This is a genomic window from Roseovarius sp. MBR-79 (assembly GCF_053628555.1).
Map to the genome: position 1 here is coordinate 14,174 of NZ_JBRJGP010000003.1, position 25,005 is coordinate 39,178.

23 protein-coding genes are annotated in these 25,005 nt (G+C 65.1%); 15 read left to right on the plus strand and 8 right to left on the minus strand.

Annotation, left to right across the window (positions count from 1 at the left end; genetic code table 11):
* The 3 genes from ACSSV8_RS03560 to secA all read right to left on the minus strand — a co-directional run bounded on the left by ACSSV8_RS03560 (position 1) and on the right by secA (position 5,327).
* Positions 1-1,563, minus strand: a complete 1,563-nt coding sequence (locus ACSSV8_RS03560) for a substrate-binding domain-containing protein (RefSeq protein ID WP_454281527.1) — start codon at positions 1,561-1,563, stop codon at positions 1-3.
* 24 nt (positions 1,564-1,587) lie between these two features.
* Positions 1,588-2,541, minus strand: a complete 954-nt coding sequence (locus ACSSV8_RS03565) for a hypothetical protein (RefSeq protein WP_454281528.1) — start codon at positions 2,539-2,541, stop codon at positions 1,588-1,590.
* An 89-nt stretch (positions 2,542-2,630) separates the two neighbouring features.
* Positions 2,631-5,327, minus strand: a complete 2,697-nt coding sequence (gene secA / locus ACSSV8_RS03570; protein ID WP_454281529.1) for a preprotein translocase subunit SecA — start codon at positions 5,325-5,327, stop codon at positions 2,631-2,633.
* Between the two features lie 189 nt (positions 5,328-5,516).
* Here secA and ACSSV8_RS03575 point away from each other — a divergent pair, with 189 nt between their 5' ends.
* The 4 genes from ACSSV8_RS03575 to ACSSV8_RS03590 all read left to right on the plus strand — a co-directional run bounded on the left by ACSSV8_RS03575 (position 5,517) and on the right by ACSSV8_RS03590 (position 8,273).
* Complete coding sequence (locus ACSSV8_RS03575; protein WP_454281530.1) at positions 5,517-6,365, plus strand: peptidylprolyl isomerase; 849 nt, start codon at positions 5,517-5,519, stop codon at positions 6,363-6,365.
* A 4-nt stretch (positions 6,366-6,369) separates the two neighbouring features.
* Positions 6,370-7,599 (plus strand): bifunctional glutamate N-acetyltransferase/amino-acid acetyltransferase ArgJ, encoded by a 1,230-nt coding sequence (gene argJ / locus ACSSV8_RS03580; RefSeq protein ID WP_454281531.1) that lies wholly within the window; start codon positions 6,370-6,372, stop codon positions 7,597-7,599.
* The gene (mutT, locus tag ACSSV8_RS03585; RefSeq protein ID WP_454281532.1) at positions 7,596-7,994 is read left to right on the plus strand and encodes an 8-oxo-dGTP diphosphatase MutT; all 399 of its coding nucleotides are present in this window, start codon (positions 7,596-7,598) and stop codon (positions 7,992-7,994) included. Before argJ ends, mutT begins: the two co-directional genes overlap by 4 nt.
* Before the next feature lie 144 nt (positions 7,995-8,138).
* Positions 8,139-8,273 carry a hypothetical protein gene (locus tag ACSSV8_RS03590; RefSeq protein WP_354540182.1) on the plus strand — a complete coding sequence of 45 codons (135 nt, stop codon included), beginning with the start codon at positions 8,139-8,141 and terminating at the stop codon, positions 8,271-8,273.
* 96 nt (positions 8,274-8,369) lie between these two features.
* Here ACSSV8_RS03590 and ACSSV8_RS03595 read toward each other — a convergent pair whose 3' ends face one another.
* Positions 8,370-10,484, minus strand: a complete 2,115-nt coding sequence (locus tag ACSSV8_RS03595; protein WP_454281533.1) for a hypothetical protein — start codon at positions 10,482-10,484, stop codon at positions 8,370-8,372.
* A gap of 149 nt (positions 10,485-10,633) precedes the next feature.
* Here ACSSV8_RS03595 and ACSSV8_RS03600 point away from each other — a divergent pair, with 149 nt between their 5' ends.
* Both ACSSV8_RS03600 and ACSSV8_RS03605 read left to right on the plus strand, forming a co-directional pair.
* Positions 10,634-11,308 carry a thiamine diphosphokinase gene (locus tag ACSSV8_RS03600; protein ID WP_454281534.1) on the plus strand — a complete coding sequence of 225 codons (675 nt, stop codon included), beginning with the start codon at positions 10,634-10,636 and terminating at the stop codon, positions 11,306-11,308.
* Positions 11,305-12,930 (plus strand): hypothetical protein, encoded by a 1,626-nt coding sequence (locus tag ACSSV8_RS03605; protein ID WP_454281535.1) that lies wholly within the window; start codon positions 11,305-11,307, stop codon positions 12,928-12,930. The genes ACSSV8_RS03600 and ACSSV8_RS03605 overlap by 4 nt, the downstream gene beginning before the upstream one ends.
* Here the strand turns inward: ACSSV8_RS03605 and ACSSV8_RS03610 are convergent.
* From ACSSV8_RS03610 to ACSSV8_RS03620, 3 genes are read right to left on the minus strand one after another with little or no spacing between them, the layout of a single operon-like run.
* On the minus strand, positions 12,914-14,242 hold the full coding sequence (locus ACSSV8_RS03610) for an MATE family efflux transporter (protein WP_454281536.1): 1,329 nt from the start codon (positions 14,240-14,242) through the stop codon (positions 12,914-12,916). The two genes, ACSSV8_RS03605 and ACSSV8_RS03610, sit on opposite strands and share 17 nt — an antisense overlap.
* Entirely contained in the window at positions 14,235-14,744 is a 510-nt protein-coding gene (locus tag ACSSV8_RS03615) for a PaaI family thioesterase (protein ID WP_354540177.1), read from the minus strand. Before ACSSV8_RS03615 ends, ACSSV8_RS03610 begins: the two co-directional genes overlap by 8 nt.
* Positions 14,744-15,166, minus strand: a complete 423-nt coding sequence (locus tag ACSSV8_RS03620) for a PaaI family thioesterase (RefSeq protein ID WP_354540176.1) — start codon at positions 15,164-15,166, stop codon at positions 14,744-14,746. The genes ACSSV8_RS03615 and ACSSV8_RS03620 overlap by 1 nt, the downstream gene beginning before the upstream one ends.
* A gap of 112 nt (positions 15,167-15,278) precedes the next feature.
* On the opposite strand from ACSSV8_RS03620, the gene ACSSV8_RS03625 reads away from it, so the two are divergent.
* The 8 genes from ACSSV8_RS03625 (at position 15,279) to ACSSV8_RS03660 (ending at position 23,757) form a co-directional block, all read left to right on the plus strand.
* Entirely contained in the window at positions 15,279-15,647 is a 369-nt protein-coding gene (locus ACSSV8_RS03625; RefSeq protein WP_454281537.1) for a MerR family transcriptional regulator, read from the plus strand.
* Between the two features lie 163 nt (positions 15,648-15,810).
* On the plus strand, positions 15,811-16,212 hold the full coding sequence (locus tag ACSSV8_RS03630; protein ID WP_354540174.1) for a MerR family transcriptional regulator: 402 nt from the start codon (positions 15,811-15,813) through the stop codon (positions 16,210-16,212).
* A 30-nt stretch (positions 16,213-16,242) separates the two neighbouring features.
* On the plus strand, positions 16,243-18,021 hold the full coding sequence (locus ACSSV8_RS03635) for an acyl-CoA dehydrogenase C-terminal domain-containing protein (protein ID WP_454281538.1): 1,779 nt from the start codon (positions 16,243-16,245) through the stop codon (positions 18,019-18,021).
* A gap of 19 nt (positions 18,022-18,040) precedes the next feature.
* Positions 18,041-18,253 (plus strand): hypothetical protein, encoded by a 213-nt coding sequence (locus tag ACSSV8_RS03640; RefSeq protein WP_454281539.1) that lies wholly within the window; start codon positions 18,041-18,043, stop codon positions 18,251-18,253.
* A 25-nt stretch (positions 18,254-18,278) separates the two neighbouring features.
* Positions 18,279-19,412 (plus strand): acyl-CoA dehydrogenase family protein, encoded by a 1,134-nt coding sequence (locus tag ACSSV8_RS03645; protein WP_354540171.1) that lies wholly within the window; start codon positions 18,279-18,281, stop codon positions 19,410-19,412.
* Between the two features lie 268 nt (positions 19,413-19,680).
* Positions 19,681-20,316 (plus strand): glutathione S-transferase family protein, encoded by a 636-nt coding sequence (locus ACSSV8_RS03650; protein WP_354540170.1) that lies wholly within the window; start codon positions 19,681-19,683, stop codon positions 20,314-20,316.
* Positions 20,317-20,331: 15 nt separating this feature from the next.
* Positions 20,332-21,543, plus strand: a complete 1,212-nt coding sequence (locus ACSSV8_RS03655) for an acetyl-CoA C-acetyltransferase (protein WP_354540213.1) — start codon at positions 20,332-20,334, stop codon at positions 21,541-21,543.
* Between the two features lie 15 nt (positions 21,544-21,558).
* The gene (locus ACSSV8_RS03660; protein ID WP_454281540.1) at positions 21,559-23,757 is read left to right on the plus strand and encodes a 3-hydroxyacyl-CoA dehydrogenase NAD-binding domain-containing protein; all 2,199 of its coding nucleotides are present in this window, start codon (positions 21,559-21,561) and stop codon (positions 23,755-23,757) included.
* Between the two features lie 51 nt (positions 23,758-23,808).
* On the opposite strand, the gene ACSSV8_RS03665 is transcribed toward ACSSV8_RS03660, so the two are convergent.
* Positions 23,809-24,459: a carbonic anhydrase gene (locus ACSSV8_RS03665; RefSeq protein ID WP_454281541.1), complete on the minus strand. Its 651-nt coding sequence runs from the start codon at positions 24,457-24,459 to the stop codon at positions 23,809-23,811.
* 156 nt (positions 24,460-24,615) lie between these two features.
* Between ACSSV8_RS03665 and ACSSV8_RS03670 the strand changes: the two genes are divergently transcribed.
* Positions 24,616-24,996, plus strand: coding sequence for a hypothetical protein (locus ACSSV8_RS03670; protein WP_354540167.1), 381 nt, complete (start codon positions 24,616-24,618; stop codon positions 24,994-24,996).
* Positions 24,997-25,005 lie beyond the last annotated feature (9 nt).

Consider the following 25,005-nt stretch of genomic DNA (forward strand, 5'->3'; position numbering starts at 1 on the left):
TCAGCGGACCCAGACCTCGACGCGCCGGTTGACCTGCCGCCCCCAGTCCGTATCGTCACAGGCCATCGGCATCGCTTCGCCGAAGGCATCGACCGCAAGGTCGATCCGGTCGAGACGCGCCGTCTCTGCGGCGCGCGTGACCGCGTCGCGCACCGCCTCTGCCCGGCGCAGGGCGATCTGGCGATTGGCAGCCGCCGGACCCTGCCCGTCGGAAAATCCCACGAAAACAAGCCGACGGTTGTCATAAAGCCCCAGTTCCAGCGCGGCGGCGAGTTGCTCCACGTTGGAGCGCGATTGCGCATCAAGGCGGGTCGAGCCGGTCTCGAAGCGGAATGTGGTGGTCAGCCGCCTGAGCGGCGCGAGCAGGCCCACCATGCGTTGCAATTCGTCCAGCCCGACCTCCGGTCCCGCCTGCGCGATGGCATTGGCAAAGCGGTCGCCTTGCGCGTTGATCTCGATCTCCTCGGGCGACTGATCGACAAAACCCGCGCGGCGGATCACCAGTTGCGCGGACGGATCGCGCAGATAGGCGAGAAAATCGCGGACGAGCTTGGGCATCCGGCGCGCGGGCAGGTAGAGGAACAAGGGCGCGGTAAGCGGGTAATCCTCGGTCTTGACGGTGCGGCGATGCGCGCGCAGCGCAAAGCCACACGCGCCTGTAAGCGACACCTCCCAGGTCGGGCCCTGTTCCGAGCGGGCGGTGAGGCCAAGTGCGAAGGGATTGGCCGAGACCGCCTCGGCCAGCGCAGGCCCGTCGCGGTGCCAGGTGGTGCGTTCCGGCACGCTGCGCGCGTCCATGGCCAGCATCTGATCGAGGCTGGCCTGACCGAGGCCGGTATCGGCGGCCCAGAGATGCAGGTCGATGGGCGCATCGACCCCACCCAGATCGGCCCAACTGACGATCTCGCCCGATAGCACGTCACGCAGTTGGCGCAGGCTCAGCCCTTGCACCGGGTTGGCGGGGGCAACCACGGGGATGAGGGCGTCGAGCGCCAGCACACGCAGGCGTCCGGGCTGCGTCAGATCGCCGAGACCCGCCGCGCGCGCATGCGCACGCTCGTCGGGCTGCGCCTCGCGCAGGGTCATGGCAATATCGGCCTCGTTGGCCAGAAGATCGGCAAAACCCTCGGCGGAATTGGTCAGCCGGAACCGGAAATCGCCCAGAACGGTCTCGGGATCCTGTGCCGGATGCAGGGTGAAATGCAGCAGATCCGGCCCGGCATCATGACGCTTGAGGTGATAGGAATCGCGGATGGCGAAAGCCTCGAGCAGGGCCGGCATGAGCACACGCCCGATGCTGGGCGCGCCCGAGGCCACGAGACGCGCAACGAAAGCCTGAAGATCCGGGCAGCCCGGCCCCTCGCAGGTGACGCCCGAGCCATCGACCGTCAACTCGCCATAGGCGGTGTCCACGCGGTAGAATTCGCCGTCATAGCCGAGAAGATCGCCGTCGATCTCTACCGTGCCGTCATGCGACCGCAGCGTGACATCCTGCGCGGCAAGCGTCCCCCCCATTACCCAGACCAATACCGCAGCGAGGCTGGCCGCCCGCAGTCCCGCCATGCTCTGCCCCCTGAAGCCGCACTGTCAATTCTGCGCGATCTTCAGGTCATCAAAGAGGTTTTGCAACACGAGAAACTCGCCCAAGGCGGCGCAATCGGGCATCGCCAGAACGACATCGAGCACGCTGAGCCGCCCGGTCGCCCCGAGGCTCAGGCTTTGTGCCTCAAGCTCCCGGCCGCAATTGGCGTCGGTCACTTCGGCCTCCAGCCGCAGAGTGACAGCGCCGTCGCGCAGGGCGTTCGCCGTCGGGAAGGAATAGATTTCGGCGCGAAAGGCAGGGGAAAGCATATCCGCCCCGAGGCGCACGAGCACGCCATCGGCGTCATTCGAGGCGGCCCCGCTCCAGACATGGCCGGGATCGCCGAAATCGGCCCCGAATTCAAGCGCGTGGAGCCGCAGGCTCTCGGCATCGCCGCTCCATTGAACGACGAATCGGTCATAGTCCGACAGGCCAGACACCTGCGCCGTGGCCACGGCCCCCTCTCCCCCCTCGAATGAGGCGATGAACACCGCCGCCTCGGCAAGCGCGGGCACCGTGATCCAGCCGTAGCCCTGCGCATTGGTGAGGCCCGAGACCATCATGCCGGTGTGGTGCAGGGTGAACCGCGCACTCGGCTGACACGGGGCTTCGATATCGAGACGCACCATCGCCGCGTCGAGCACCGTCGCGCTCATCGCCACCTCGCAGGTGAAACCGGGGGCAGCCTCCTCCATCGGCAGAGTGTCCGGCAGGGGCATGTCACGCGCCACGACGCGCGTGGCCGACGCGCCGGGCAACACCTCTGGCGCGGGCATCGACGGCAGGGCCGGCGCGGCGGTCAGCTCGATCTGCGTGATTTCCACCGGAGGCTCCACCACGACGGACGCCTGTTGCGGGGCAACCGGGGCCGAACCCTGCCCGGACTGCATGAAAAAAGCTATTCCAAGCGCGCAGGCGAGCGTGCCGCCAGCCACGATATACCGTCTGATCTGGGCCATCATGCCCTCCATGCCTGTAAAAGGACAGCATGAGGGATAGGCGTTAAAAAAGGCCTGACCGTGGCACGATCACGGACACAATCAGGCCGTCAGGCAAGCCGCCCGTGGCAATGTTTGAACTTCTTGCCCGAGCCGCAGGGGCAGGCATCGTTGCGCCCCGGATTGCCCCATGTGGCGGTATCCGCCTCGTCGAAACCGGGGATCGCATCGGGAAACGCGGCGTCGTCCGCAGGCACCGTTGCCGCCGCCTCCATCGCCGCGCGTTGCTGCGCCAGATCGCGCATGAGCGCGGTCTGTTCGTCCTCGGTCATGGGCCGTATCTGTGACAATTTCTGCGTCACATCGGCGCGCAGACCGTCGAGCATCGCCTCGAAGAGCTGGAACGCCTCGGTCTTGTATTCGTTGAGCGGATCGCGCTGCGCATAGCTGCGGAAGCCGACCACAGAGCGCAGATGTTCCAGCGTCAGCAGGTGATCGCGCCACTTGGCGTCGATCGTCTGCAAGAGCATCTGCTTTTCGATCATGCGCATGGTCTCGGGGCCGAATTGCGCGGCCTTGGCGGCCATCATCTCGTTGCCGGCGCGGTCGAGCCGTTCGATGATCACATCGTCGTCCACGCCCTCTTCGGCGGCCCAGTCCACCACCGGCAGATCCATGTTGAGCCGCTCGCGCACAGCGTCGCGCAGACCTTCGGTATCCCATTGATCCGCATAGCTTTTGGGTGGCATGAATTCATCGACCAGATCGGCAATGACCTCGCCGCGCATATCGCCGATGATGCCGCTCAGATCCTCGGCCTTCATGATGTCGAGGCGCTGCTTGAAGATCACCTTGCGCTGTTCGTTCATCACGTCATCGAATTTCAGCAACTGCTTGCGGATGTCGAAATTGCGCCCCTCGACCTTGGCCTGCGCGCGTTCCAGCGATTTGTTCACCCAAGGGTGGATGATCGCCTCGCCCTCTTTCATGCCGAGGGTCGAGAGCACCTTTTCCAGCCGTTCGGAGCCGAAAATGCGCATCAGGTCGTCTTCGAGGCTGAGGAAGAAGGCGGATTTGCCCGGATCGCCCTGACGGCCCGAGCGCCCGCGCAACTGGTTGTCGATGCGGCGGCTTTCGTGGCGTTCGGTGGCGAGCACGAAGAGCCCGCCCGCCTGTTTCACGGCCTCCTCGTCAGCGGCGTGTTCCTCTTCGATCCGGGTCCGGATCGCCTCGGGATCACCGTCCGGATCGGCGGCGATGGCCTCCATGATCTTGAACTCGACATTGCCGCCAAGCTTGATGTCGGTGCCGCGTCCGGCCATGTTGGTGGCAATCGTCACCGCCCCGAGCTTGCCCGCATCGGCAATGATCTGCGCCTCTTTTTCGTGCTGGCGCGCGTTGAGCACGTTATGCGGGATCTTGGCCTGCGTGAGCAGCCCGCTCAGCATCTCGGATTTCTCGATCGAGGTCGTGCCGACGAGAATCGGCTGTCCCTTGACATGGGCCTCGCGGATCTCCTCGACGATGGCCTCGAATTTCTCACGCGCGGTGCGATAGACGGCATCATCCTGGTCGATTCGCGCGATGGGGCGGTTGGTCGGCACCTCGACCACACCAAGCCCGTAGATTTCGGCAAATTCCTCGGCCTCGGTCAGGGCGGTGCCGGTCATGCCGGCAAGCTTGTCGTAGAGGCGGAAATAGTTCTGGAAAGTGACGCTGGCGAGGGTCACGTTCTCGGGCTGGATCGGGCAGCCCTCCTTGGCCTCGATCGCCTGATGCAGCCCGTCCGACAGCCGACGCCCCGCCATCATCCGGCCGGTGAACTCGTCAATGAGGACCACATCGCCGCCACGGACGATGTATTCCTTGTCCTTGTGAAAGAGCTTGTGCGCGCGCAGGCCCTGATTGACGTGGTGAACGATCGTGGTGCTCTCGGGGTCATAAAGCGACTGCCCCTCGGGCAAGAGGCCGCGCGCGTGCAGAAGCTGTTCGAGAAACTCGTTGCCCTCGTCGGTATAGGTGACCGAGCGGGTCTTTTCGTCGAGTTTGAAATGGTCGTCCTGCAACTCGGGGATCACCGTGTCGATGGTCTGGTAAAGCTCGCTGCGGTCCTGACTGGGGCCGGAAATGATCAGTGGCGTGCGCGCCTCGTCGATCAGGATGCTGTCCACCTCGTCGACGATGGCGAAATTGTGCCCGCGCTGGCTCATTTCCTCGAGCGAGGCGCGCATGTTGTCGCGCAGATAGTCAAAGCCAAGCTCGTTGTTGGTGGCATAGGTCACATCGGCGGCATAGGCGGCCTTCTTCTCATGCTCCGGCTGCTGCGGATAGACCACGCCCGTGGTCATGCCGAGCGCGGCAAAGACCTTGCCCATCCATTCGGCGTCGCGCTTGGCAAGATAATCGTTGACCGTGACGACATGCACGCCCTTGCCCGAGAGCGCGTTGAGATAGGCAGGCAAGGTGGCGACAAGCGTCTTGCCCTCGCCGGTCTTCATCTCCGAGATATTGCCCTGATGCAGGAAGATCCCGCCCTTGAGCTGCACGTCAAAGGCGCGCAGGCCGAGCGCGCGGCGCGCGCCCTCGCGGCAATTGGCGAACGCCTCGGGGAGGAGCGCGTCAAGACCTTCGCCGCCGGCAATGCGCTTGCGGAACTCTTCGGTTTTCTCGATCAGCCCGGCATCGCTCAGCGCCCCGAATTCCGGCTCGAGCGCGTTGATCTGCGCGATCAGCGGGCGCGTGGCCTTGATCTTGCGGTCGTTCGGCGTGCCAAACACCTTTCTGGCAATCGATCCAATACCAAGCATGTTCTGTCCGTTCCCGCCGTTTTATCCGTTCGTGACCGGCAATCGCTTGCCCCGCCTGCGCCTGCGCCCTAGAACGGGCACGGATCGGCCCCGCGCGCCACAACTCAAGGCGATGTAAGCGGCAGCCCGAGAAGTGTCAACGTCGCGTGCCTGGACGGCGCTGCGGCTCTTTGGATAAAGGATGGCCTGATGTTCCGACAGTTTCTTTCCACGGTCGCGGTTGCCGCGCTCACGTTTGGCGCGCCCGCGATGGCACAGGATACAACCTCGCGCGAGACCGTGCTGGCCACGGTGGGCGGGACCGAGATCACCCTTGGCCATGTCCTTGCGCTGCGGGCAAGCCTGCCCGAGCAATACAATCAGATCCCGCCCGAGGTTCTGTTCAAGGGCGTGCTCGATCAGCTCGTGCAACAGACCCTGCTGATGCAGGCGCTCGACGGTGAGCCGTCGGAACTTGCGCAGTTGCGGCTTGAGAACGAGCGCCGCGCAATCCTTGCCGCCGAGGTGATCACCCGCGTGACCGGCGATGCCGTGACCGAAGAGGCGCTGCAAGCCGCCTATGAGGCCGAATTCGCCAATGCCGAGGACGAGACCGAGTATCGCGCCGCCCATATCCTCGTGGAAACCGAGGAAGAGGCCGCCAAGCTTGTGACCGAGCTTGCGGGGGGCGCGAATTTCGCCGCGCTGGCGCAGGCGCATTCGGTCGGGCCCTCCGGCCCTTCGGGCGGCGAGCTGGGCTGGTTCGCCGACGGCGTGATGGTGCCGGAATTCTTCGACGCGGTGTCCGCGCTTGAGGTGGGTCAGGTCTCGGCCCCGGTGCAGACCCAGTTCGGCTGGCATGTCATTCAACTCAACGAGACCCGGATCAAGGAGCGCCCGACCCTCGACGAGGTGCGTCTTGATCTGACGGACGAGATTCAGCGGCAGGCCTTCGAGGCCTATCTGGCCACGCTCGAAGCCGGAACAACGATCGAGCGCGCCGCAGGCGATGCCGCCAATCCCGAGCTGATCAACCGGCTCGACCTTCTGGAGAACTGACACCATGGGCAAGCCCGCGCCGCTTTCGCCTCTGGCGCCTGCCGCCTTTCCCGACCTGCCGGAAATCGGCGGTGTGCGCTTTGCGACGGCACAGGCGGGGGTGCGCTATCAGGGGCGCACCGACGTTCTGTTGGTCAGCCTTGCGCCGGGCACGGCCATGGCCGGGGTATTCACCCGCTCGGCCACGCGCTCGGCGGCGGTGCTCGATTGTCAGGCCAAGATCGGCGGCGATCCGGCACCGGGTGCCGCGATCCTCGTCAATTCGGGCAATGCCAACGCCTTTACCGGGCGGCGGGGCGTGGCCTCGGTCGAGGCGGTGACAGGGGCCGTGGCCGAGCGGCTCGGAGTTCCGGCGGCGCGGGTCTTTACCTCTTCCACCGGTGTGATCGGCGAACCGCTGCCACATGAGCGCATCACCGCCTGCATTGACGACCTGGCGGGCCGTCTTGCGCCCGGCGGGATCGACGCCGCCGCGCGCGCGATCATGACCACCGACACCTTTCCCAAGGGCGCGAGCGAGACCATCGCCATCGACGGGCAGAGCGTGCGCATCGCGGGTATCGCCAAGGGTTCGGGCATGATCGCGCCCGACATGGCGACGATGCTGGTCTACATCTTCACCGATGCGGCGATGGAGCAGGCTGTCTTGCAGGACATGGTGAGCGCGCTCAACCGCACCACGTTCAACTGCATCACGGTGGATAGCGATACCTCCACCTCCGACACGCTCCTGATGGCCGCGACCGGCACCTCGGGCGTGCGCGTGACCGAAAGCAACATGGGCTTCATGGAGGCGCTGCGCCGGGTCATGCTTGATCTCGCGCATCAGGTGGTGCGCGACGGCGAGGGGGCGACGAAATTCGTCGAGGTCTCGGTGACCGGTGCCGCCTCGGATGCCGAGGCACATATCCACGCCAAATCCATCGCCAATTCACCGCTGATCAAGACCGCCATCGCGGGCGAGGATCCCAACTGGGGCCGCGTCGTCATGGCGGTCGGCAAATCCGGCGCGCGGGCCGACCGGGATAGGCTCTCGATCTGGTTCGGCACCCACGAAGTGGCGCGCGACGGCGAGGTCAGCCCCGCGCATGACGAGGGAAAGGCCGCCGCCTACATGAAGAGCGAGAGCATCGTGATCCATGTCGATCTGGGCCTTGGCGGGGGCACGGCGCGGGTCTGGACCTGCGATCTGACCCACGGCTATATCGAGATCAACGCGGATTATCGCTCGTGAAAACCATTCTGGTGTCGGCGGTGGCGCTGATCGACGTGGACGGGCGCGTGCTGCTGGCGCAGCGGCCGATGGGCAAATCCATGGCGGGGCTGTGGGAATTTCCCGGCGGCAAGGTCGAGCCGGGCGAGACGCCCGAGGCCGCCCTGATCCGCGAGTTGCATGAGGAGTTGGGGATCGACACCTGGGCGTCCTGCCTTGCGCCACTGACCTTTGCCAGCCACAGCTATGCCGATTTTCATTTGCTCATGCCGCTTTTCGCTTGCCGCAAATGGGAGGGCACCCCGCAGGGGCGCGAGGGCCAAGCGCTCAAATGGGTGCGCGCGCAGGAGTTGCGCACCTATCCCATGCCCCCCGCCGATCTGCCGCTGATTCCGATTCTGCGCGACTGGCTTTGAGTGCACGCCTGTTTGATCGTGGTCAATTCGTCCCATCGCGCGAAATTGTATTGATCATTGCAACAGACTTGTCACACTCGGGACAGGTGAACGGGGTTTCGTGCTGTCACACGGGGATATGTTCACCATGATCGGGGGGAGATCATGTTTCGCACCATCCAACTCGGCACGGCCGTGTCCATTCAGGGCATTTTCGTGCGCTTGCTCGCCAACGGCCTGATGCAGGTGCGCGTCGGCGCGCGGGTCTACACCGGACGCCCGGTGTCGCGCGCCACCTGAACGGCATCTGATCACGGGAACACCACAGTAAAGCAGGCCGGGAAACGCGCCCGGCCTGCCTTGTTCTAGACCGTCATCGGCTTTACGCTCATGCGCTCATCCGGCCCGGCGACGCGCCTCGGCCCGAAACTCGGTTTCCTCGGTGACGGCAAAGCGCCCGCCCGACAGTTTTTGCAACTTGCCTTCGCGCAGAAGCTTGCCGAATGAGCGCAGCCCTTCCTCGCGGGAGAACCCTTCCTCGTCGACTTCCCTAAGCTTGCCCATGAGCATCGGGCGCGAAAACTGCGTGCGGCCCTCGACATCGGCGAGATAGGCAGCGGCCGCTTCCAGCAGATCGGGCAGCGCGGTGGCGCCAAGTTCCTCCGCAAACTCCGAGAACCCGCCCTCGACCGCCTCCAGAACCTCGGGTTTCTGTGTGGTGATGCGGCGCGGTTGCACCGGCGCGCGTTGGGTGTCCACCCTCTGTTCGGCAACCAGCTTGAGCGGGGCAGCGCGCGGCTCTTCGGGGCGCGCGCTGCGCGCGGGCGCGGCAAGCGCCTCGGGGCGGCGCGGGCGCACGGCGGCGGCCAGATCGCCGCGATAGGGATTGGCATCCGGCTTGCGGGTCAGGTCCGCGCCGGCGTCCTTTTCCGCGCGGGTCGCAGCCAGGGCTGCACGCAGGTGCTGGATGGTGTTGCGGCGGCGGCTGGTCTCGGGAGCGGCCATCTGGGTATCGGCCTCGTCGAAAATCCGCGCGAGGTCGTTTTCCTTGGCGACATCCTCGAACTTGACGCGCTCGGATCTGTCCGCGACGGTCTCCGGCTCTTGCATGGCGTCGGGCTGATCGGCCTCACCGGTTTCATCGCCGAGTTCGGCGTCAAGCGCGGCCAGTTCGCGTTGCAGATCCGCCTCTTCCTCGGCGCTGAGCGGGCTGTCATCCTCATCGAATATGTTGCCCGTCGGGCCGTCGTCCTGGTCGATCTCGTCCTCGCCCGTCTCCTCGAAGAGACCCTCGGCGCGCGCCGCCTCGAAATCGGATCGCTTGACCTTGAGCACACGCGCAGGGCGCACGGTATCGGGAGACGAAGTCTCTGCGTCGTCCTCTGCACGTTCGGCCTCTGGCGCTTCGATCGCTGGCACCCCGGCATCCGCCATGAGCGCGGCAAGGGTGTCCTCGAACGCCGTATCGTCTGCGGCTTCGGGGTCTTTCATGGTTTCGGGCGCGTCGACCGCGCTCAAATCGTCAGCAGTGAGCGCGCCATCGTCAAAGGCCGTCAGCACCGCCGTGTCATTCTCATCCTCGTCCTCGAAGCTCTCCCAACGAACGGCCTCCCCTGACACCTCCGGCGCGGCCTCCGTCAGGGTCGCCTCGTCCTGAGGATCACGGGCCTCCGGCTCCGGCGCATCCGTCATGGCCGCGTCAGGCGTTTCTGTCCAGATCGGACCGTCCATTGTCTCCGGCTCGTCATCCACGCGGTCCTCCGAGGCGTCCATCACCTCGGAGACCGGCGCGGCCGCATCGGGCCAAAGCGACGTATCCACCGGGTCCGGCTCGACAAAATCCTGCGCGTGCTCATCTTCGCTATACTGCTCGTCCGCACCGACAACCGAGCGGATCAGGTCCAGCTTCGCGGCAAGATCCTGCGGCGCGGCGCGGCTTTCGCGCTCGGCAAGCCACTCTGCCTCGGGCGCATCTTCGTCTGCGTCGCCAGCCGCACCAGCGATATCCGCAACGCCCTCGGGTTCGGGGGCGGCTTCGGGGGCGTCCGTCATGTCCTGCGCAGGGTCCTCGGCCAGCTTGGCGGGCAGGTCAGCGACATCGGGCGCAGCGTCCGGCGCGGCCTTCTCTGCCTCTGATGTCCCCGCTGCGGGCGCGCCAGCCTCGGGCCGACTGTCGGTCTCGGGCGCAGTCCCGGGACGCGACCCGGACGGGGCAAGCGCCGCAGCGCCCGCAAGGGCAGACATGGGCGTGGCCCCGTCCTGCGCCCGGAGCACGATACGGCCCTGATGCTCGTGCGCCTCGACCCGGCGCGCGATTTCACGCTCGGCGATGCGCGCCAGCATCTCGGCATCCGGTGTCGGCGGTTCGGCCCCGAAATAGCGGTCGTCGGCGGCGAGATCGCGGAAATACTCTGCAATCGCCTTCATCGTGTCGAATGAATCGTCGAAACCTTCCAACGTGCACGAAAACGTGCCGTAGGAGACTGTAAGTATCTTGCTTGAACCTACCATGTGAATAGCTCGCTTTGCTTGCCTGCAAAGACAGTGTTTACCATGAACTCCGCGTCTAAAGCGGCCCGATTCTTCGATCTTTACAGTATCATTTCGTGGTCGGAATGTGACATCAGAAGAGTTAAGGCAACGATAACGGCCATCAGATAATGATTGTTCGCGAAAATCAGCCAATTGCGCTTATCGGCGGGGCCACGGTGGCACCTGAACGGCTGAGTGCTGCGTTGCGCCATGCGTCGCAGGTGGTGGCCGCCGATGGCGGGGCCGATACCGCGCTGGCGGCGGGGTTGAGTCTGCGCGCGGTGATCGGTGATTTCGACAGTATCAGTGCGGTGGCGCGCGCCCGCCTGCCCGATAGGGTCCTGCACCCGATGTCGGATCAGGACACGACCGATTTCGAGAAATGTCTTGCCCATGTCGGCGCGCCGCTGTTGATCGGTCTGGGCTTTACCGGCGACCGGCTTGATCATCAGATGGCCGCCTGCACGGCACTGGTGCGCCACGCCGCGCAGCGCTGCATCCTGCTGGGGGAGGTGGATCTCATGTTTCTGTGCCCGCCTGCCCTGTCACTCCCGCTTGAGGCCGGGTGCCGCGTGTCGCTTTTTCCGATGGGCGCGGTCGAGGGGGCCTCGGACGGGCTACGCTGGCCCATCAACGGGCTGCGTCTTGCGCCGGACGGGCGCATCGGCACGTCGAATATTGCCGAAGGCCCGGTGCGGCTCGAGGTGACCGCGCCCAAGCTTCTGGTGATCCTGCCCGCCGAGACACTCGACCTGGTCGCGCCCGCGCTTCAGGCCGCCCCGGCGACATGGGGGGCCGCATGAGCGCCGCCGCCCGCTGGATCGATGCCGTCCTCTTTGATCTTGCGCGGCAAATGCGCTGGACCTTCCTGCCGCCGCTGATGGTCTATTTCGCCGCCGGGTTCTCGGGGCTGACGATGATCGTGGGCACCTTTTTCGTGAAGGAATATCTTGACCTCTCGGCGGCTTTCCTTGCCGGCCTGGCCTTCTGGGCGGGACTGCCCTGGGCCCTCAAGATGCCGCTCGGCCATCTGGTCGATATCATGTGGCGGTGGAAATGGCTGCTGGTCTATCTGGGCGCGGGGCTGATCGGGCTGTCGGTTTTCATCATGTATCTGTTGCTCACGCAGACCGGCATGATGACCGCGATCATGCCGATGGGCGCGTGGTATGTGACCTCCTACCTGCTGGCGCCGACGGGCCTTGTGATTCAGGATGCGGTGGCCGATGCCATGTCGGTCGAGGCGGTGCCGCGATTTGACGAGGCCGGCGCACCGCTCACCCCCGAGACCTCGCGCGCGCTGCACACCACGATGCAGACGCTGGGCCGCTTCGCGCTGATCAGCGGCACGGTGGCTGTGGCGCTGCTCAACATCACGATGTTCTCCGGGATCGAGGCGCTGGATGCAGAGGGCAAGCGCGCGGTCTATGCCAGTATTTACCTTGCGGCGCTGGCGATTCCGCTGGTCTCGGTCTCGGGCGTGATCCTGGCGGGCGTGCAGAAATGGCGCGCGCGCCGGGGGCTTCTGGGGCGGGGCCTGACCGAGGCCGAGGCCGACGCGCTTTTTGAGCAGCCGGGCGAGGAGACCACGCCGAACCCGTGGTATTTCGTCGGCGGTGCGGGGTTTGTCGCGCTCTCTCTCACCATCGGGCTGAGCGATATTCCCTTCGGGCAAGAGATCATCTTTGCCGGGTCGATGGCGATCGTGCTCTTGCTCATGCGTCAGCTTGTGGCGGTGCTGCCGGTGGCGCAGGCGCGCACGCTCATCGGCACGGCGCTCCTCATCTTCATCTATCGCGCGGTGCCACGGGTCGGCGACGGCTATACCTGGTTTGCCATAGATGCACTGGGGTTCGATCAGCAGTTCCTTTCGGTTCTGTCGCTCATTGCCTCGATGCTCACCCTTGTCGGCATGGTCATCCTGCGCCCGCTCATCGCCAATCACACGATCGTCTATATCATCGTGATCCTGACCGTGGCGGGCGGGGTGCTGTCGCTGCCCAATATCGGGCTGTATTACGGCATTCAGGACATCACCGCACCACTCACCGGGGGCGTGGTCGACGCGCGCTTCATCGCGGTCATGGATACCGCGCTCGAATCGCCCCTGGGCCAGATCGCGATGATCCCGATGCTGGCCTGGATCGCGCGCAACGCGCCGCCCGATCTCAAGGCCACATTCTTTGCCGTGATGGCGTCGTTCACCAATCTGGCGCTGTCGGCCAGTTCGCTTTTCACCAAGTATCTCAACCAGGTTTTGGTGGTGACGCGCGAGGTGCGGGACCCGGTGAGCGGCGCGGTCACAACCCCCGCCGATTACAGCCAGTTGGGCGTTCTGATCCTGATCGTGAGCGGCCTGACCGTCGCCCTGCCGCTGCTCGCAGTGGCGCTGGTGCAACGCACCCGGCTCAGGAGCGTGGACTGACCATCCCCCGCTCCAATGCCGGGTAACGCAGGCCCAGCGTGATGCCGCGCGCAACAAAGCTGATGAGCAGCGCCAGCCAGAGGCCGTGATTGCCCAAGGTCGGCACCATCGCGGCAACCGCCGCGACATAGACCGCAAGGCTCAACGCCATCATGTTGCGCATGTCGCGCGAGCGGGTCGCCCCGATGAAGATGCCGTCGAGCATGAAAGGTGCCAAGCCCAGCAGGGGTGCGGCCACGGTATAGGGCAAGAAGCGGCGTGCCTGCTCACGGACCTCGGGCGCGGTTGTCATCAGGTCGATGATCGCGCCGCCAAAGAGTGCGAAGCCCGCCGCGATGCCCAGGCAGATCACAAAGCCCCAGAAGCTCGACAAAAGCGCGCCGCGCCGGAGGATGGCGAGCGCGCGCGCGCCATAGGCCTGACCGACAATCGCCTCGGCGGCGAAGGCAAAGCCGTCGAGCGCATAGGCGGTGATATTGAGAAACTGCAACAGCACCTGATTGGCCGCGAGCGTCACATCGCCGAAACCCGCGCCGAGAAAGAGGAAAGAGACGAAAATCGCCTGCAACATGAGCGAGCGCAGCAGGATATCACCATTGACCGAGGCCATGTTGCGCAGGCGCGCGCGGTCGAACACGCGCGGCCAGTCGCGCCATGCGGGCACGCCGAAGGCCGCGCGGCAAAACCAGAGGCCAAGCGCCAGCCCGCCCCATTCGGCGATCACGGTGGCGCGCGCCACGCCTTCGACACCCCAGCCGAGGCCAAGGACGAACCACAGATCAAGGCCCACGTTGACCCCGTTCATCAGCACCTGAATACCGAGCACGGCGCGTGTGCGTTCCTGCGCGATGAGCCAGCCGGTGACGCCGTAAAGTGCGATCATCGCGGGCGCGGACCAGACGCGGATGGCCATGTAGCCGCGCGCCATGCCCTCGACCTCGGCGCTGGCGGGGGCGACAAGAAACGCCGCCGCGAAAAGCGGCCATTGCAGCGCGATGACCGCGACACCGCCCGCAAACCCGATCATGAGCGCGCGCGTGAGCAGCGCCGCCACCTCACCCCCCTGCCCCGCGCCGAGCGCCTGACCGGTCAGCCCCGTCGTGCCCATGCGCAAAAAGCCGAACACCCAGTAGACGCCCGTCAGGATGATCGCGCCCAGCCCCACCGCCCCGATGGGTGCCGCCAGCCCCAATTGCCCCACCACGCCGGTATCCACCGCGCCAAGGATCGGCACGGTGGCGTTGGAGATGACGATGGGAATGGCGATTTTCAGGACCCGGCCATGGGTGACGGGCCGGGCCGCCTCAGCCATCGCGGCGCGGCATGACGAAATGCCCGGTGGCCTGCGCGAAGGGGCGCGCATGATTGTCCTGCCACGCCTCGACATGGACGCTGGCATAGCGACGGCCGGAGCGGTTGACCTGCGCGCGCGCATAGGCATCGCGCGGCAGGCCGGAGCGCAGGTAATCAACGGTGAAATCTATGGTTTTGGGCAGGCGCGGCAGGCGGCCTTCGGTCAGCGTCCGGGGATCGACCGCGCCGCTCTCGATCTCTTCCCAGAGCGTGGCCCAGCTCAGCCCGATGATTGCCGTGATCTCCAGAAACGCCGCCGTCGCGCCGCCATGAAGCGCGGGCAGCAGCGGATTGCCGATGAGTTTTTCCTCGAACGGCATGATCGCGGTCAGCTCGTCGCCGCGCCGCTCGAACCCGACACCGAGAAAGCCGATATAGGGGACGCCATCCACAAGCGCCTTGAGGGCGGCATCGCGGCGCTGCTTGACCACCTGCACCGGTTCGGGACGGGGCCGCGCCATCACTTGCCCTCCACGGTGAAGGCGCCGGTGGCGGTGGCAACGGGCAGGGCCGCGTCATCGTCCATCGCACGGGCGCGCACGAAGGCCACCGAGCGGGTGATGTGATAGCATTCGGCCTCGGCCCGGATCGTCTGGCCCGGCGTAGCGGGGCGCATGTAGTCGATGCGCAGATCAATCGTCGCGGTGCCGCCGGGGGCGTCGGGATGGCTCATCGCTGCGGCACCACAGCACGTATCCATCAGCGCCGAGACCGCGCCGCCGTGAATCACGCCCGTCTCGGGGTCGCCAACGAATCGCGGATCGTAATCCATCTCGATCCGCGCCTGCCCCTCCTCCAGAAGCGTCAACCGCATCCCGAGCGCGCGCGCGTGCGGCAGCGCCTCCATGAACTGCCGTGCGATCCTGTCCTTCTGGCTTTCCATCTCGCCTCCGCCTCGCTCTCGCCCTTTATGGCGGGCAAATCGGCGCGGGGGCAAGGGTGGCTGTTGCGCAAACCGGGACTTGGCCCTAACCTTCCTTCAAAGGGAGGGGGGAATGTCCGACAAGCGACTGTCCTTCAAGGAGATGTGCACGCGCTTCGATGTGACGCCGCGCACGTTGCGCTATTACGAGTATATCGAGCTTTTGCGGCCCGAACGCGACGGGCGCGCCCGCTGGTATGGCCCGCGCGAATGCGCGCGCATGACGCTCATCCTGCGGGGCCGCAAATTCGGTTTTGCGCTCGAGGAGATCCGGCAATGGCTGCTCATCTATGAAAAAGAAGGCACCGAGGCGCAGATGCGCTACTGGATCGCACTGGCCAACCGGCAGCTTGCCGAGCTGGCCGAACAGCGCGCCCAGATCGACGACGCCATGGACGAATTGCGCAAGCTGCGCGACGACACCGAGGCGAGTCTGGGGTGACGTAGCGGCAAGATAATTGCGCCGCGCATCGGTTTACCTTGCTTGATCTTACGTCAATTTAAAAGTGACGTGACGTAGCGGTTACGTAAAGCCGCGCGGCTGTTGTAACCATGGTCAAGCCCCCTCAGATTGTCGGCATATCCTGTGCGACAAGGGCAAAGCCATGAGCGAGACAACCATGACCATCCGCGAGATGTGTGAGGCATTCGAAGTGACCCCCCGCACCCTGCGTTTCTACGAATCAAAAGAGCTTCTGTCGCCGATCCGGCAGGGGCAAAGGCGGCTCTTTACCCGGCGCGACCGCGCCCGGCTCAAGCTGATTCTGCGCGGCAAGCGCTTCGGCTTCAGCCTCGAGGACCTGCGCCAATTGCTCGACCTCTACGACAAGGGCGACCAGCAATACACGCAGATCACCGCCGCCTACGAGGTGGCGCAGACCCGCCTCGCCGCGATGGAGGCCGAGCGCGCGGCGCTCGACGCCGCCATCACCGATCTGCGCGAACAGATGACATGGGGCGCGCGCATGCTCGCCTCGCTCAGGGATCCGAAAAAAGCCGCCGAATAAGCGGCCTGACCGTTTCAAGGGAGAAAAGACATGCCCAGCTACACCGCCCCCACCCGCGACATGCAATTCGTGCTGCACGAGGTGCTGAACGTCTCCGAACAGGACGTGCCCGGCTATGCCGAGCTTGAGGCCGATTTCACCGGTGCCGTTCTGGAGGAGGCGGGCAAGATCGCCTCCGAGGTGTTGATGCCGCTCAACGCTGTGGGCGATACCGAAGGCTGCGTTCTGGAAAACGGCGTGGTCCGCACGCCCACGGGCTTCAAGGCGGCCTTCGATCAGGTCCGCGAGGGCGGCTGGACCGCGCTCGACCTGCCCGAGGAATACGGCGGGCAATACATGCCATACATCCTTGGCACCGCGGTGGGCGAGATGTTCTCGGCCTCCAACCAGGCCTTTACCATGTATCACGGCCTGACCCATGGCGCGGCTTCGGCGATCCTCGTGCATGGCAGCGACGCTCAAAAAGCGACATATCTGCCGAAAATGGCCAGTTGCGACTGGACCGGCACGATGAACCTGACCGAGCCGCATTGCGGCACCGATCTGGGCCTGATGCGCACCAAGGCCGAGCCGCAGGGCGATGGCAGCTACAAGGTGACCGGCCAAAAGATCTTCATCTCGGCGGGCGAGCATGACATGGCCGAGAACATCATCCACCTCGTGCTGGCGAAGATCCCCGGCGGGCCGGAGGGCATCAAGGGCGTGTCGCTCTTCATCGTGCCGAAATTCATCGTGAATGAGGATGGCAGCCTTGGTGCGCGCAACGGCGTGAGCTGCGGCAAGATCGAGGAAAAGATGGGGATTCACGGCAATTCGACCTGCGTGATGAACTATGACGGCGCCACCGGCTGGCTCTTGGGCGAGGAACACAAGGGCATGCGCGCCATGTTCACCATGATGAACGAGGCCCGTATTGGCGTCGGCATGCAGGGTCTGGCACAGGCCGAGGTCGCCTATCAGAACGCGCTCGCCTATGCCAAGGACCGCCTGCAAGGGCGCGCTGTCACGGGGACGGAAAACCCCAACGGCCCTGCCGATCCGCTGATCGTGCACCCCGACATCCGCCGCTCGCTGATGGATCAGAAATCGTTCATCGAGGGCGCGCGCGCCTTCATGCTCTGGGGCGCGGAACTCATCGACCGCTCGCATCGCGGCGGCGATCAGGCCGCCGAAGGGCTGATTTCGCTGATGACGCCCGTCATCAAGGGCTTCCTCACCGACGAGGGCTATGACATGACCGTGCGCGCGCAGCAGGTCTATGGCGGTCACGGCTATATCGAGGAATGGGGCATGTCGCAATTCACCCGCGACGCCCGCATCGCGATGATCTACGAGGGTGCGAACGGCGTTCAGGCGCTCGATCTGGTGGGCCGCAAGCTGGCGCAGGATAGCGGCAAGCATGTCATGGCCTTCTTCGAGATGGTGAAAACCTTCCTGAAAGAGAACGAGGGCAACGCGGCGCTCAAGGCCGATTTCCTCGACCCGCTCAAGGCGGCGTCGAAAGACCTGCAAGCCTCGGCCATGTTCTTCATGCAAAATGGCATGAAAAACCCCAACGCGGCGCTTGCCGGGTCCTATGACTTCATGCACCTTTTCGGCCATGTCTGTCTGGGGCTGATGTGGGCGCGGATGGCCAAGGCGGCCCATGCGGCGCTGGAGGGCGGCACCTCGGACGAGGCGTTCTACAAGACCAAGCTGGCAACGGGCCGCTACTACATGAAACGCCGCCTGCCCGCGACCGCGCTCCACCTCGCGCGCATCGAAAGCGGGGCCGATACCGTCATGGCGCTGAAGGCCGAGGCGTTCTGATCGAGGAGAGGGAGGACAGATGCCGAAACGCTTTCGTCTCACCCGCCGCTTCACGGCGGCGATGACCGAGGATGGCTACCGCCGCCTGCGTAAGTTCGCGCAAGAGGCGGGGCTGGACGAGGGCGAGGCGCTGTCCTTTCTCTTCGAGAATTTCGACAGCGTGATCAATGAGGACACGTTCGCGCACCGCCTGCGACTGTTCAATTCGGAGCTTGAGGCGCGCAAGCGCTGACGCCGCAGGGAAGGGAGGCCCGGGCATGACATGGATGACAGACGAGCATCATATGCTCTCGGAAATGACCGCTAAATTCATCAATGATGAATGGCGGCCGCATTTCGCGCGCTGGCGCAAGGCGGGAATCATGGACCGCGAGATATGGCTTGAGGCGGGCGAACTGGGCCTGCTCTGCCCGTCGATCCCCGAGGCATATGGCGGCGCGGGCGGCGATTTCGGGCATGAGGCGGTGATCTGCATCGAACAGGGCCGCGCCAATCTGGCAAGCTGGGGCAACCCGATCCATTCCGGCATCGTGGCGCATTACATCCTCGCCTACGGGTCCGAGGAGCAGAAGAAGGCGTGGCTGCCCAGGATGGTCTCGGGCGAGATGGTCGGCGCGCTCGCGATGACCGAGCCTGCCGCCGGATCGGACGTGCAGGGCATCAGGACCCGCGCGCTGCGCGACGGCAACGCTTACCGGCTCTCGGGGCAGAAGACCTTCATCACCAATGGCCAGCATGCCGACCTCATCATCGTCGCGGCAAAGACCGACCCCAAGGAAGGGGCCAAGGGCATCTCGCTGGTGGTCGTGGAAACCGAGGGCGCGCAAGGATTCGCGCGTGGGCGCAATCTGGAAAAGGTGGGCATGCACGCGGGCGACACGTCGGAATTGTTCTTCGACAATGTCGAAATCCCGCCCGAGAATATTCTCGGCGGTGAAGAGGGGCGCGGCTTTTACCAGATGATGGAGCAATTGCCGCAGGAACGGCTCATCATCGCCTGTGGTGCTCAAGGCGCGATGGAAGGTGCCGTGACGCGCACGATCACCTATGCCAAGGAGCGCCAGGCCTTTGGCGGCCCGATCCTGCACTTCCAGAACACCCGGTTCAAACTGGCCGAATGCCGGACCAAGACCGCAGTCGCCCGCGCCTTTCTCGACGCGTGCATCACCGAGCATATGCGCGGCGAATTGAGCGTAGAAAAGGCCGCGATGGCGAAATACTGGCTGACCGATGCGCAGGGCGAGGTGCTGGACGAGTGCCTGCAACTGCATGGCGGCTACGGCTACATGCAGGAATACGACATCGCCGAGATGTGGGCCGATGCCCGCGTGCAGCGCATCTACGGCGGCACCAACGAGATCATGAAAGAGCTGATTGCGAGGGCGCTGTGAGGGGCGGGGCGTTGGCGCTTGTGGCACATGGCGGATGCCTCCGGCGGGGATATTTGGGGCAAGATGAACGGGCGACGGCGCACCCTGCCGCGCGCGCAGGCCGATTGGCATCAGGCGCGACGACAGGGCTTCACCTTGCACGTCCATCGGCTTCCCAGCCTGTAACGCAAGATCATCAAAGCGCATCAAGCTTAATCAATGATGAACAGCCCCCGGCTTCATCTTGCCAAAAATATCCAAATCCAACCCAGCAACCGGGAGCCACACCATGACGATCAAACTCCACTGCTTTGGCGAATCGGGCAATGCCTACAAGGCGGCGCTGGCGCTGGAGCTTTCGGGCCTCGACTGGGCGCCGGTCTTTGTCGATTTCTTCGGGGGTGAGACGCGGCAGCCGGAGTTTCGCGCGCTCAACGTGATGGGCGAGGTGCCGGTGCTGGTGGATGGCGACGTGACCTTGACGCAATCGGGTGTCATGCAGATGTATATCACCGAGAAGACCGGCAAGTTCGGCGGCGCGACGCCGCAGGAGGCGCGCGAGGTGCTGCGCTGGATGTTCTGGGACAATCACAAGCTTTCGAGCCCCGCCGGAATGGTGCGGTTCCTGATGAATTTCCTGCCCGAGGAGAAGCGGCCCGCCGAGGTGATCGCCTTTACCCAGGCCCGCCTCAAGGCCGCCTATACCGCGCTTGATGCGCATCTCGCGGGGCGTGACTGGATCGTGGGCGGGGGCCTCAGCAATGCGGATCTCTCGTGCTGCGGCTATCTCTTTTACCCCGAGCCTTTCGGGTTTGAGCGCAAGGACTGGCCCAATATCGACCGCTGGCTGGACAATCTCAGCGCCACCCCCGGCTGGAAACACCCCTATGACCTGATGCCCGGCAGCCCCGCTGACCGCGCCTGAATGAAGGAGACCGATATGACCGACGCCTATATCTACGACACCGTGCGCACGCCGCGCGGCAAGGGCCGCAAGGATGGCGCGCTGCATGAGGTGACCGCCGCGCGCCTTTCGGCGCAGGTGCTCAACGCGCTCAAGGAGCGCAACGGGCTTGAGGGTCATGCCGTCGAGGATGTGATCTGGGGCAACGTCACCCAAGTGGGCGAGCAGGGCGGATGCCTTGCGCGGACCGCCGTTCTGGCCTCGGATCTGGACGAGCGGATCCCCGGCCTTGCCATCAACCGGTTCTGCGCCTCCGGCATGGAGGCGGTGAACCTTGCCGCCAATCAGGTGCGCGCGGGTGCCGGTGACGGTTATATCGCCGGGGGCGTCGAAATGATGGGCCGCGTGCCCATGGGCAGCGACGGGGCGGCGATTGCCGTCGATCCCTCGATCGCCATGGAGACCTATTTCGTCCCCCAAGGCATCAGCGCGGATATCATCGCCACCGAATACGGGTTCACCCGTGACGAGGCCGACGCGCTGGCCATGGAATCGCAGCGCCGCGCCAAGGCGGCCTGGGATGACAAGCGCTTTGCGCGCTCGATCATCGAGGTGCGCGACCAGAACGGGCTTACCATTCTGGATCATGACGAATACATGCGCCCCGGCACCGACATGCAGACGCTGGGCGCGCTCACCCCGGCCTTTCAGGCGATGGGCGAGGTGATGCCCGGCTTCGATGCCGTGGCCAGGCTGAAATATCCGCATCTGGAGCGGATCGAGCATATCCACCATGCGGGCAATTCGAGCGGTATCGTCGATGGTGCGGCCGGTGTGCTGGTGGGCAGCAAGGCGTTCGGCGAGAAATGGGGCCTCACGCCCCGCGCGCGGATCGTGCAGACCACCAAGATCGGCACCGATCCGACGATCATGCTGACCGGCCCCGTGCCTGCCACCGAAAAGGCGCTGCGCGACAGCGGCATGGCGATCGGCGATATCGACCTTTTCGAGGTGAACGAGGCCTTTGCCAGCGTCGTGCTGCGCTTCATGCAGGCGTTCGATGTGGACGCCTCGAAGGTCAACGTCAATGGCGGGTCCATCGCCATGGGGCATCCGCTGGGCGCGACGGGGGCCATGATCATCGGCACGCTTCTGGATGAGCTGGAGCGCACCGGCAAGGGCACCGGCCTTGCCACGCTGTGCATCGCGTCCGGCATGGGCGCCGCCACCATCATCGAGCGCGTGTAAGGGGAGTTCTGCAAAATGACCGATTTCACAATGGAAAAAGGCGCCGACGGCGTCGCCATCATCACCTGGGACGTGCCCGGAAAATCCATGAACGTCATGTCGATGGAGGCCTGGCCGCTGCTGGACAGCCTGATTGACGACGCACTGGCCGATGACACCGTCAAGGGCATCGTCATCACCTCCGGCAAGGAGGGGTCTTTTGCCGGTGGCATGGATCTCAACGTCATCGCCCGGATGAAGGAGATGGCGGGGGACAACCCCGCACAGGGCCTGATGGACGGGCTGATGAACATGCACCGCATCCTGCGCAAGATCGAGCGGGCGGGCATGGACCCCAAGACCAACAAGGGCGGCAAGCCGATTGCGGCGGCCCTGCCCGGCACGGCCCTTGGCATCGGGCTCGAGATTCCGCTCGCCTGTCACCGCATCTTTGCCGCCGACAACCCGAAGGCCAAGATCGGCCTGCCCGAGATCATGGTCGGCATTTTCCCCGGTGCGGGCGGCACGACACGGCTCTCGCGCAAGCTGGGCGCGATGGCGGCGGCGCCTCTCTTGCTGGAGGGCAAGCTGAACGATCCCAAGCGCGCCAAATCCGCCGGGGTGGTGGATGAGGTGGTGCCCGCCGAGGCGCTTCTTGACAGGGCGCGCGAATGGGTGCTCTCGGGCCCCGCCATCGTCAAGCCCTGGGACGAGAAGGGCTACAAGATGCCCGGTGGCACGCCCTATCACCCGGCGGGGTTCATGACCTTTGTCGGGGCCTCGGCCATGGTCAACGGCAAGACGCAAGGCGCGTTCCCGGCGGCAAAGGCGCTTTTGTCGGCGGTCTATGAGGGCGCGCTCGTGCCGTTCGACACAGCCCTGAAAATCGAGGCGCGCTGGTTCACCAATGTGCTGATGAATCCGTCGTCGGGCGCGATGATCCGCTCGCTTTTCATCAACAAGGAGGCGCTGGAGAAGGGCGCGAACCGCCCCGACGCGCCGGATCAGCGGGTAAAGAAGCTGGGCGTTCTGGGGGCCGGCATGATGGGCGCGGGCATTGCCCTTGTCTCGGCGCAGGCAGGGATCGAGGTTGTCCTCATCGACCAGAAACAGGAGGCCGCCGACAAGGGCCGCGCCTATAGCGCCGATTTCATGGATCAGGGGATCAAGCGCGGCAAGGCCACCGAGGCGAAGAAGGCCGAGGTGCTGGGCCGGATCACCGCCACCACCGATTACGCAGCCCTCAAGGGCTGTGACCTGATCATCGAGGCGGTGTTCGAGGACCCCGGCGTCAAGGCGGGCGTGACCAAACAGGCGCTGGCCGAGGTGGGCCGCGACTGCATCTTTGCCACCAACACCTCCACCCTGCCGATCACCGATCTGGCACAGGCCAGCGACCGGCCCGAGGATTTCATCGGCATCCATTTCTTCTCGCCGGTCGAGAAAATGCTGCTGGTGGAGATCATCAAGGGGCAGGCGACCGGCCCGCGCGCCGTGGCCAAGGCGCTTGATTACGTGCGCCAGATTCGCAAGACACCGATCGTCGTCAATGACGCGCGGTTCTTCTACTGCAACCGCTGCATCATTCCCTATATCAACGAGGGTATCCGCATGGTGGCCGAGGGCGTGGCACCTGCGCTCATCGACAATGCCGCGCGGCAGTTGGGCTTCCCGGTGGGACCGCTGCAACTGGTCGACGAGACCTCGATTGATCTGGGGGCCAAGATCGCGCGGGCGACCAAGGCCGCCATGGGCGACGATTACCCGGATGGCGCGGTGGACGAGGTCATCTTCTGGATGGAGGGTGAGGGGCGTCTGGGCCGCAAGGCCAATGCCGGGTTCTTTGACTATGACGAAAAGGGCAAGCGGCAGGGCTATTGGCCGGGTCTGGCCGAGAAATACCCCCGCGCGGCAGAGCAGCCCGACCTGCAAGAGGTGCAGCAAAGGCTGATGTTCGCGCAGGTGCTGGAGGCCGTGCGCGCACTTGAAGAAGGCGTCCTCGAAGACATCCGCGAGGGCGACGTGGGCGCGATCCTGGCCTGGGGCTTTGCGCCCTGGTCGGGCGGGCCGTTCGCATGGCTCGACATCATCGGCACGCCCTACGCCGCCGAGCGATGCGATCAGCTTGCCGAGACGTTCGGGCCGCGTTTTGCCACGCCCGCGCTCTTGCGCGAGATGGCAGACAAGGGGCAGGGTTTCTACGCCCGCTTTGCCGGTCAGTCAGCCGCCGCCTGAGCCATCCCCCCGCGCGTCATGGGCGCGCGGGGGCAGTCCGCGCCTCTCACGTCAGATCGGCACGAAGCCGTCCTGAACCGAGTCGTATTGTTCAAGCGCACCCGAGCCGATATCGTGCCACAGCCCGTGCAACGAGAGCGCCCCCGCGCGGACCCGTTCGGCCACGAAGGGAAAGCTCATGAGGTTGTCGAGCGAGACCACCACGGTCTGTTTCTCGAGCGCCCGAAGCTGGGCTTTCTCATCGGCAACGCCTTGCACCCGCTCGTAACCGGGACGCAGGATTTCCAGCCAGCGGCCGACGAAACTTGTGCGCTCCTCAAGCTCGGGGGCCTCGCCCGCGCACATTTTCTGGCAGCCCTTCGCGCCACCGCAGGCGGAATGGCCGATCACGATGACATGCGCGACCCGGAGAGCGGTCACAGCGAATTCCACCGCCGCCGAGGTGCCATGCTGGCCGCCGCCCGCCTCGAAGGGCGGCACGAGGTTTGCGATATTGCGATGGATGAAGAATTCGCCCTGATCGGCCCCGAAGATCGAGGTGACATGCACGCGGCTGTCGCAGCAGGAAATCACCATGGCGCGCGGGTGCTGGCCTTGATCGGCAAGGTGGCGATACCAGGCCTGGTTCTCGGCATAGCCCGTTGCCTTCCACCCGTGATAGCGCTGCACCAGGTAGGTGGGCAGGGGGCGCGCTTGGTCCATCTTTCGTCTCCTTGTGCAAGACCCTTGGTGCCTTAGTCCCTATTCGAGACGAATTCGAGCGATTTTTCCCGACCGTCTCAACGTTTTGGGAACCTCGAACGGGCCATTATGGGGCGCGCTGTGGGGGTGCGAGGGACATGGGACGGGTGAGAGACCGTGGAACAGGTGACAGCTCTGCAACAGCAGGAGCGGGTCCGGCTCGATGCCGACCGGCTGGAAACACTCTACCGGCAATTGGGCGACCGGGGGGCCGAGGATGTGGTCTGCCGCGCGCTGGAAGAAATCGCCGCGCGGCTCGCGCAGGCCGAGCGCGATTATCAAGCCGCGCGGTTCCCCGAGATGCGCAAGGGCTGCCGCAGCCTGATTGCCATGGCCGATCAGGTCGGCATGGCGATGCTGGCGCGGGTGGCGGGCGATGTGACGGGCTGCATCGACGCGGGCAACGGCACGGCGCTCGCCGCCACCTTCGCGCGGCTTCTGCGGATCGCCGACCGCTCGCTCTGCGAGATCTGGGACATGGCCGAAGGCCCGTTCTGAGCCTTGCAG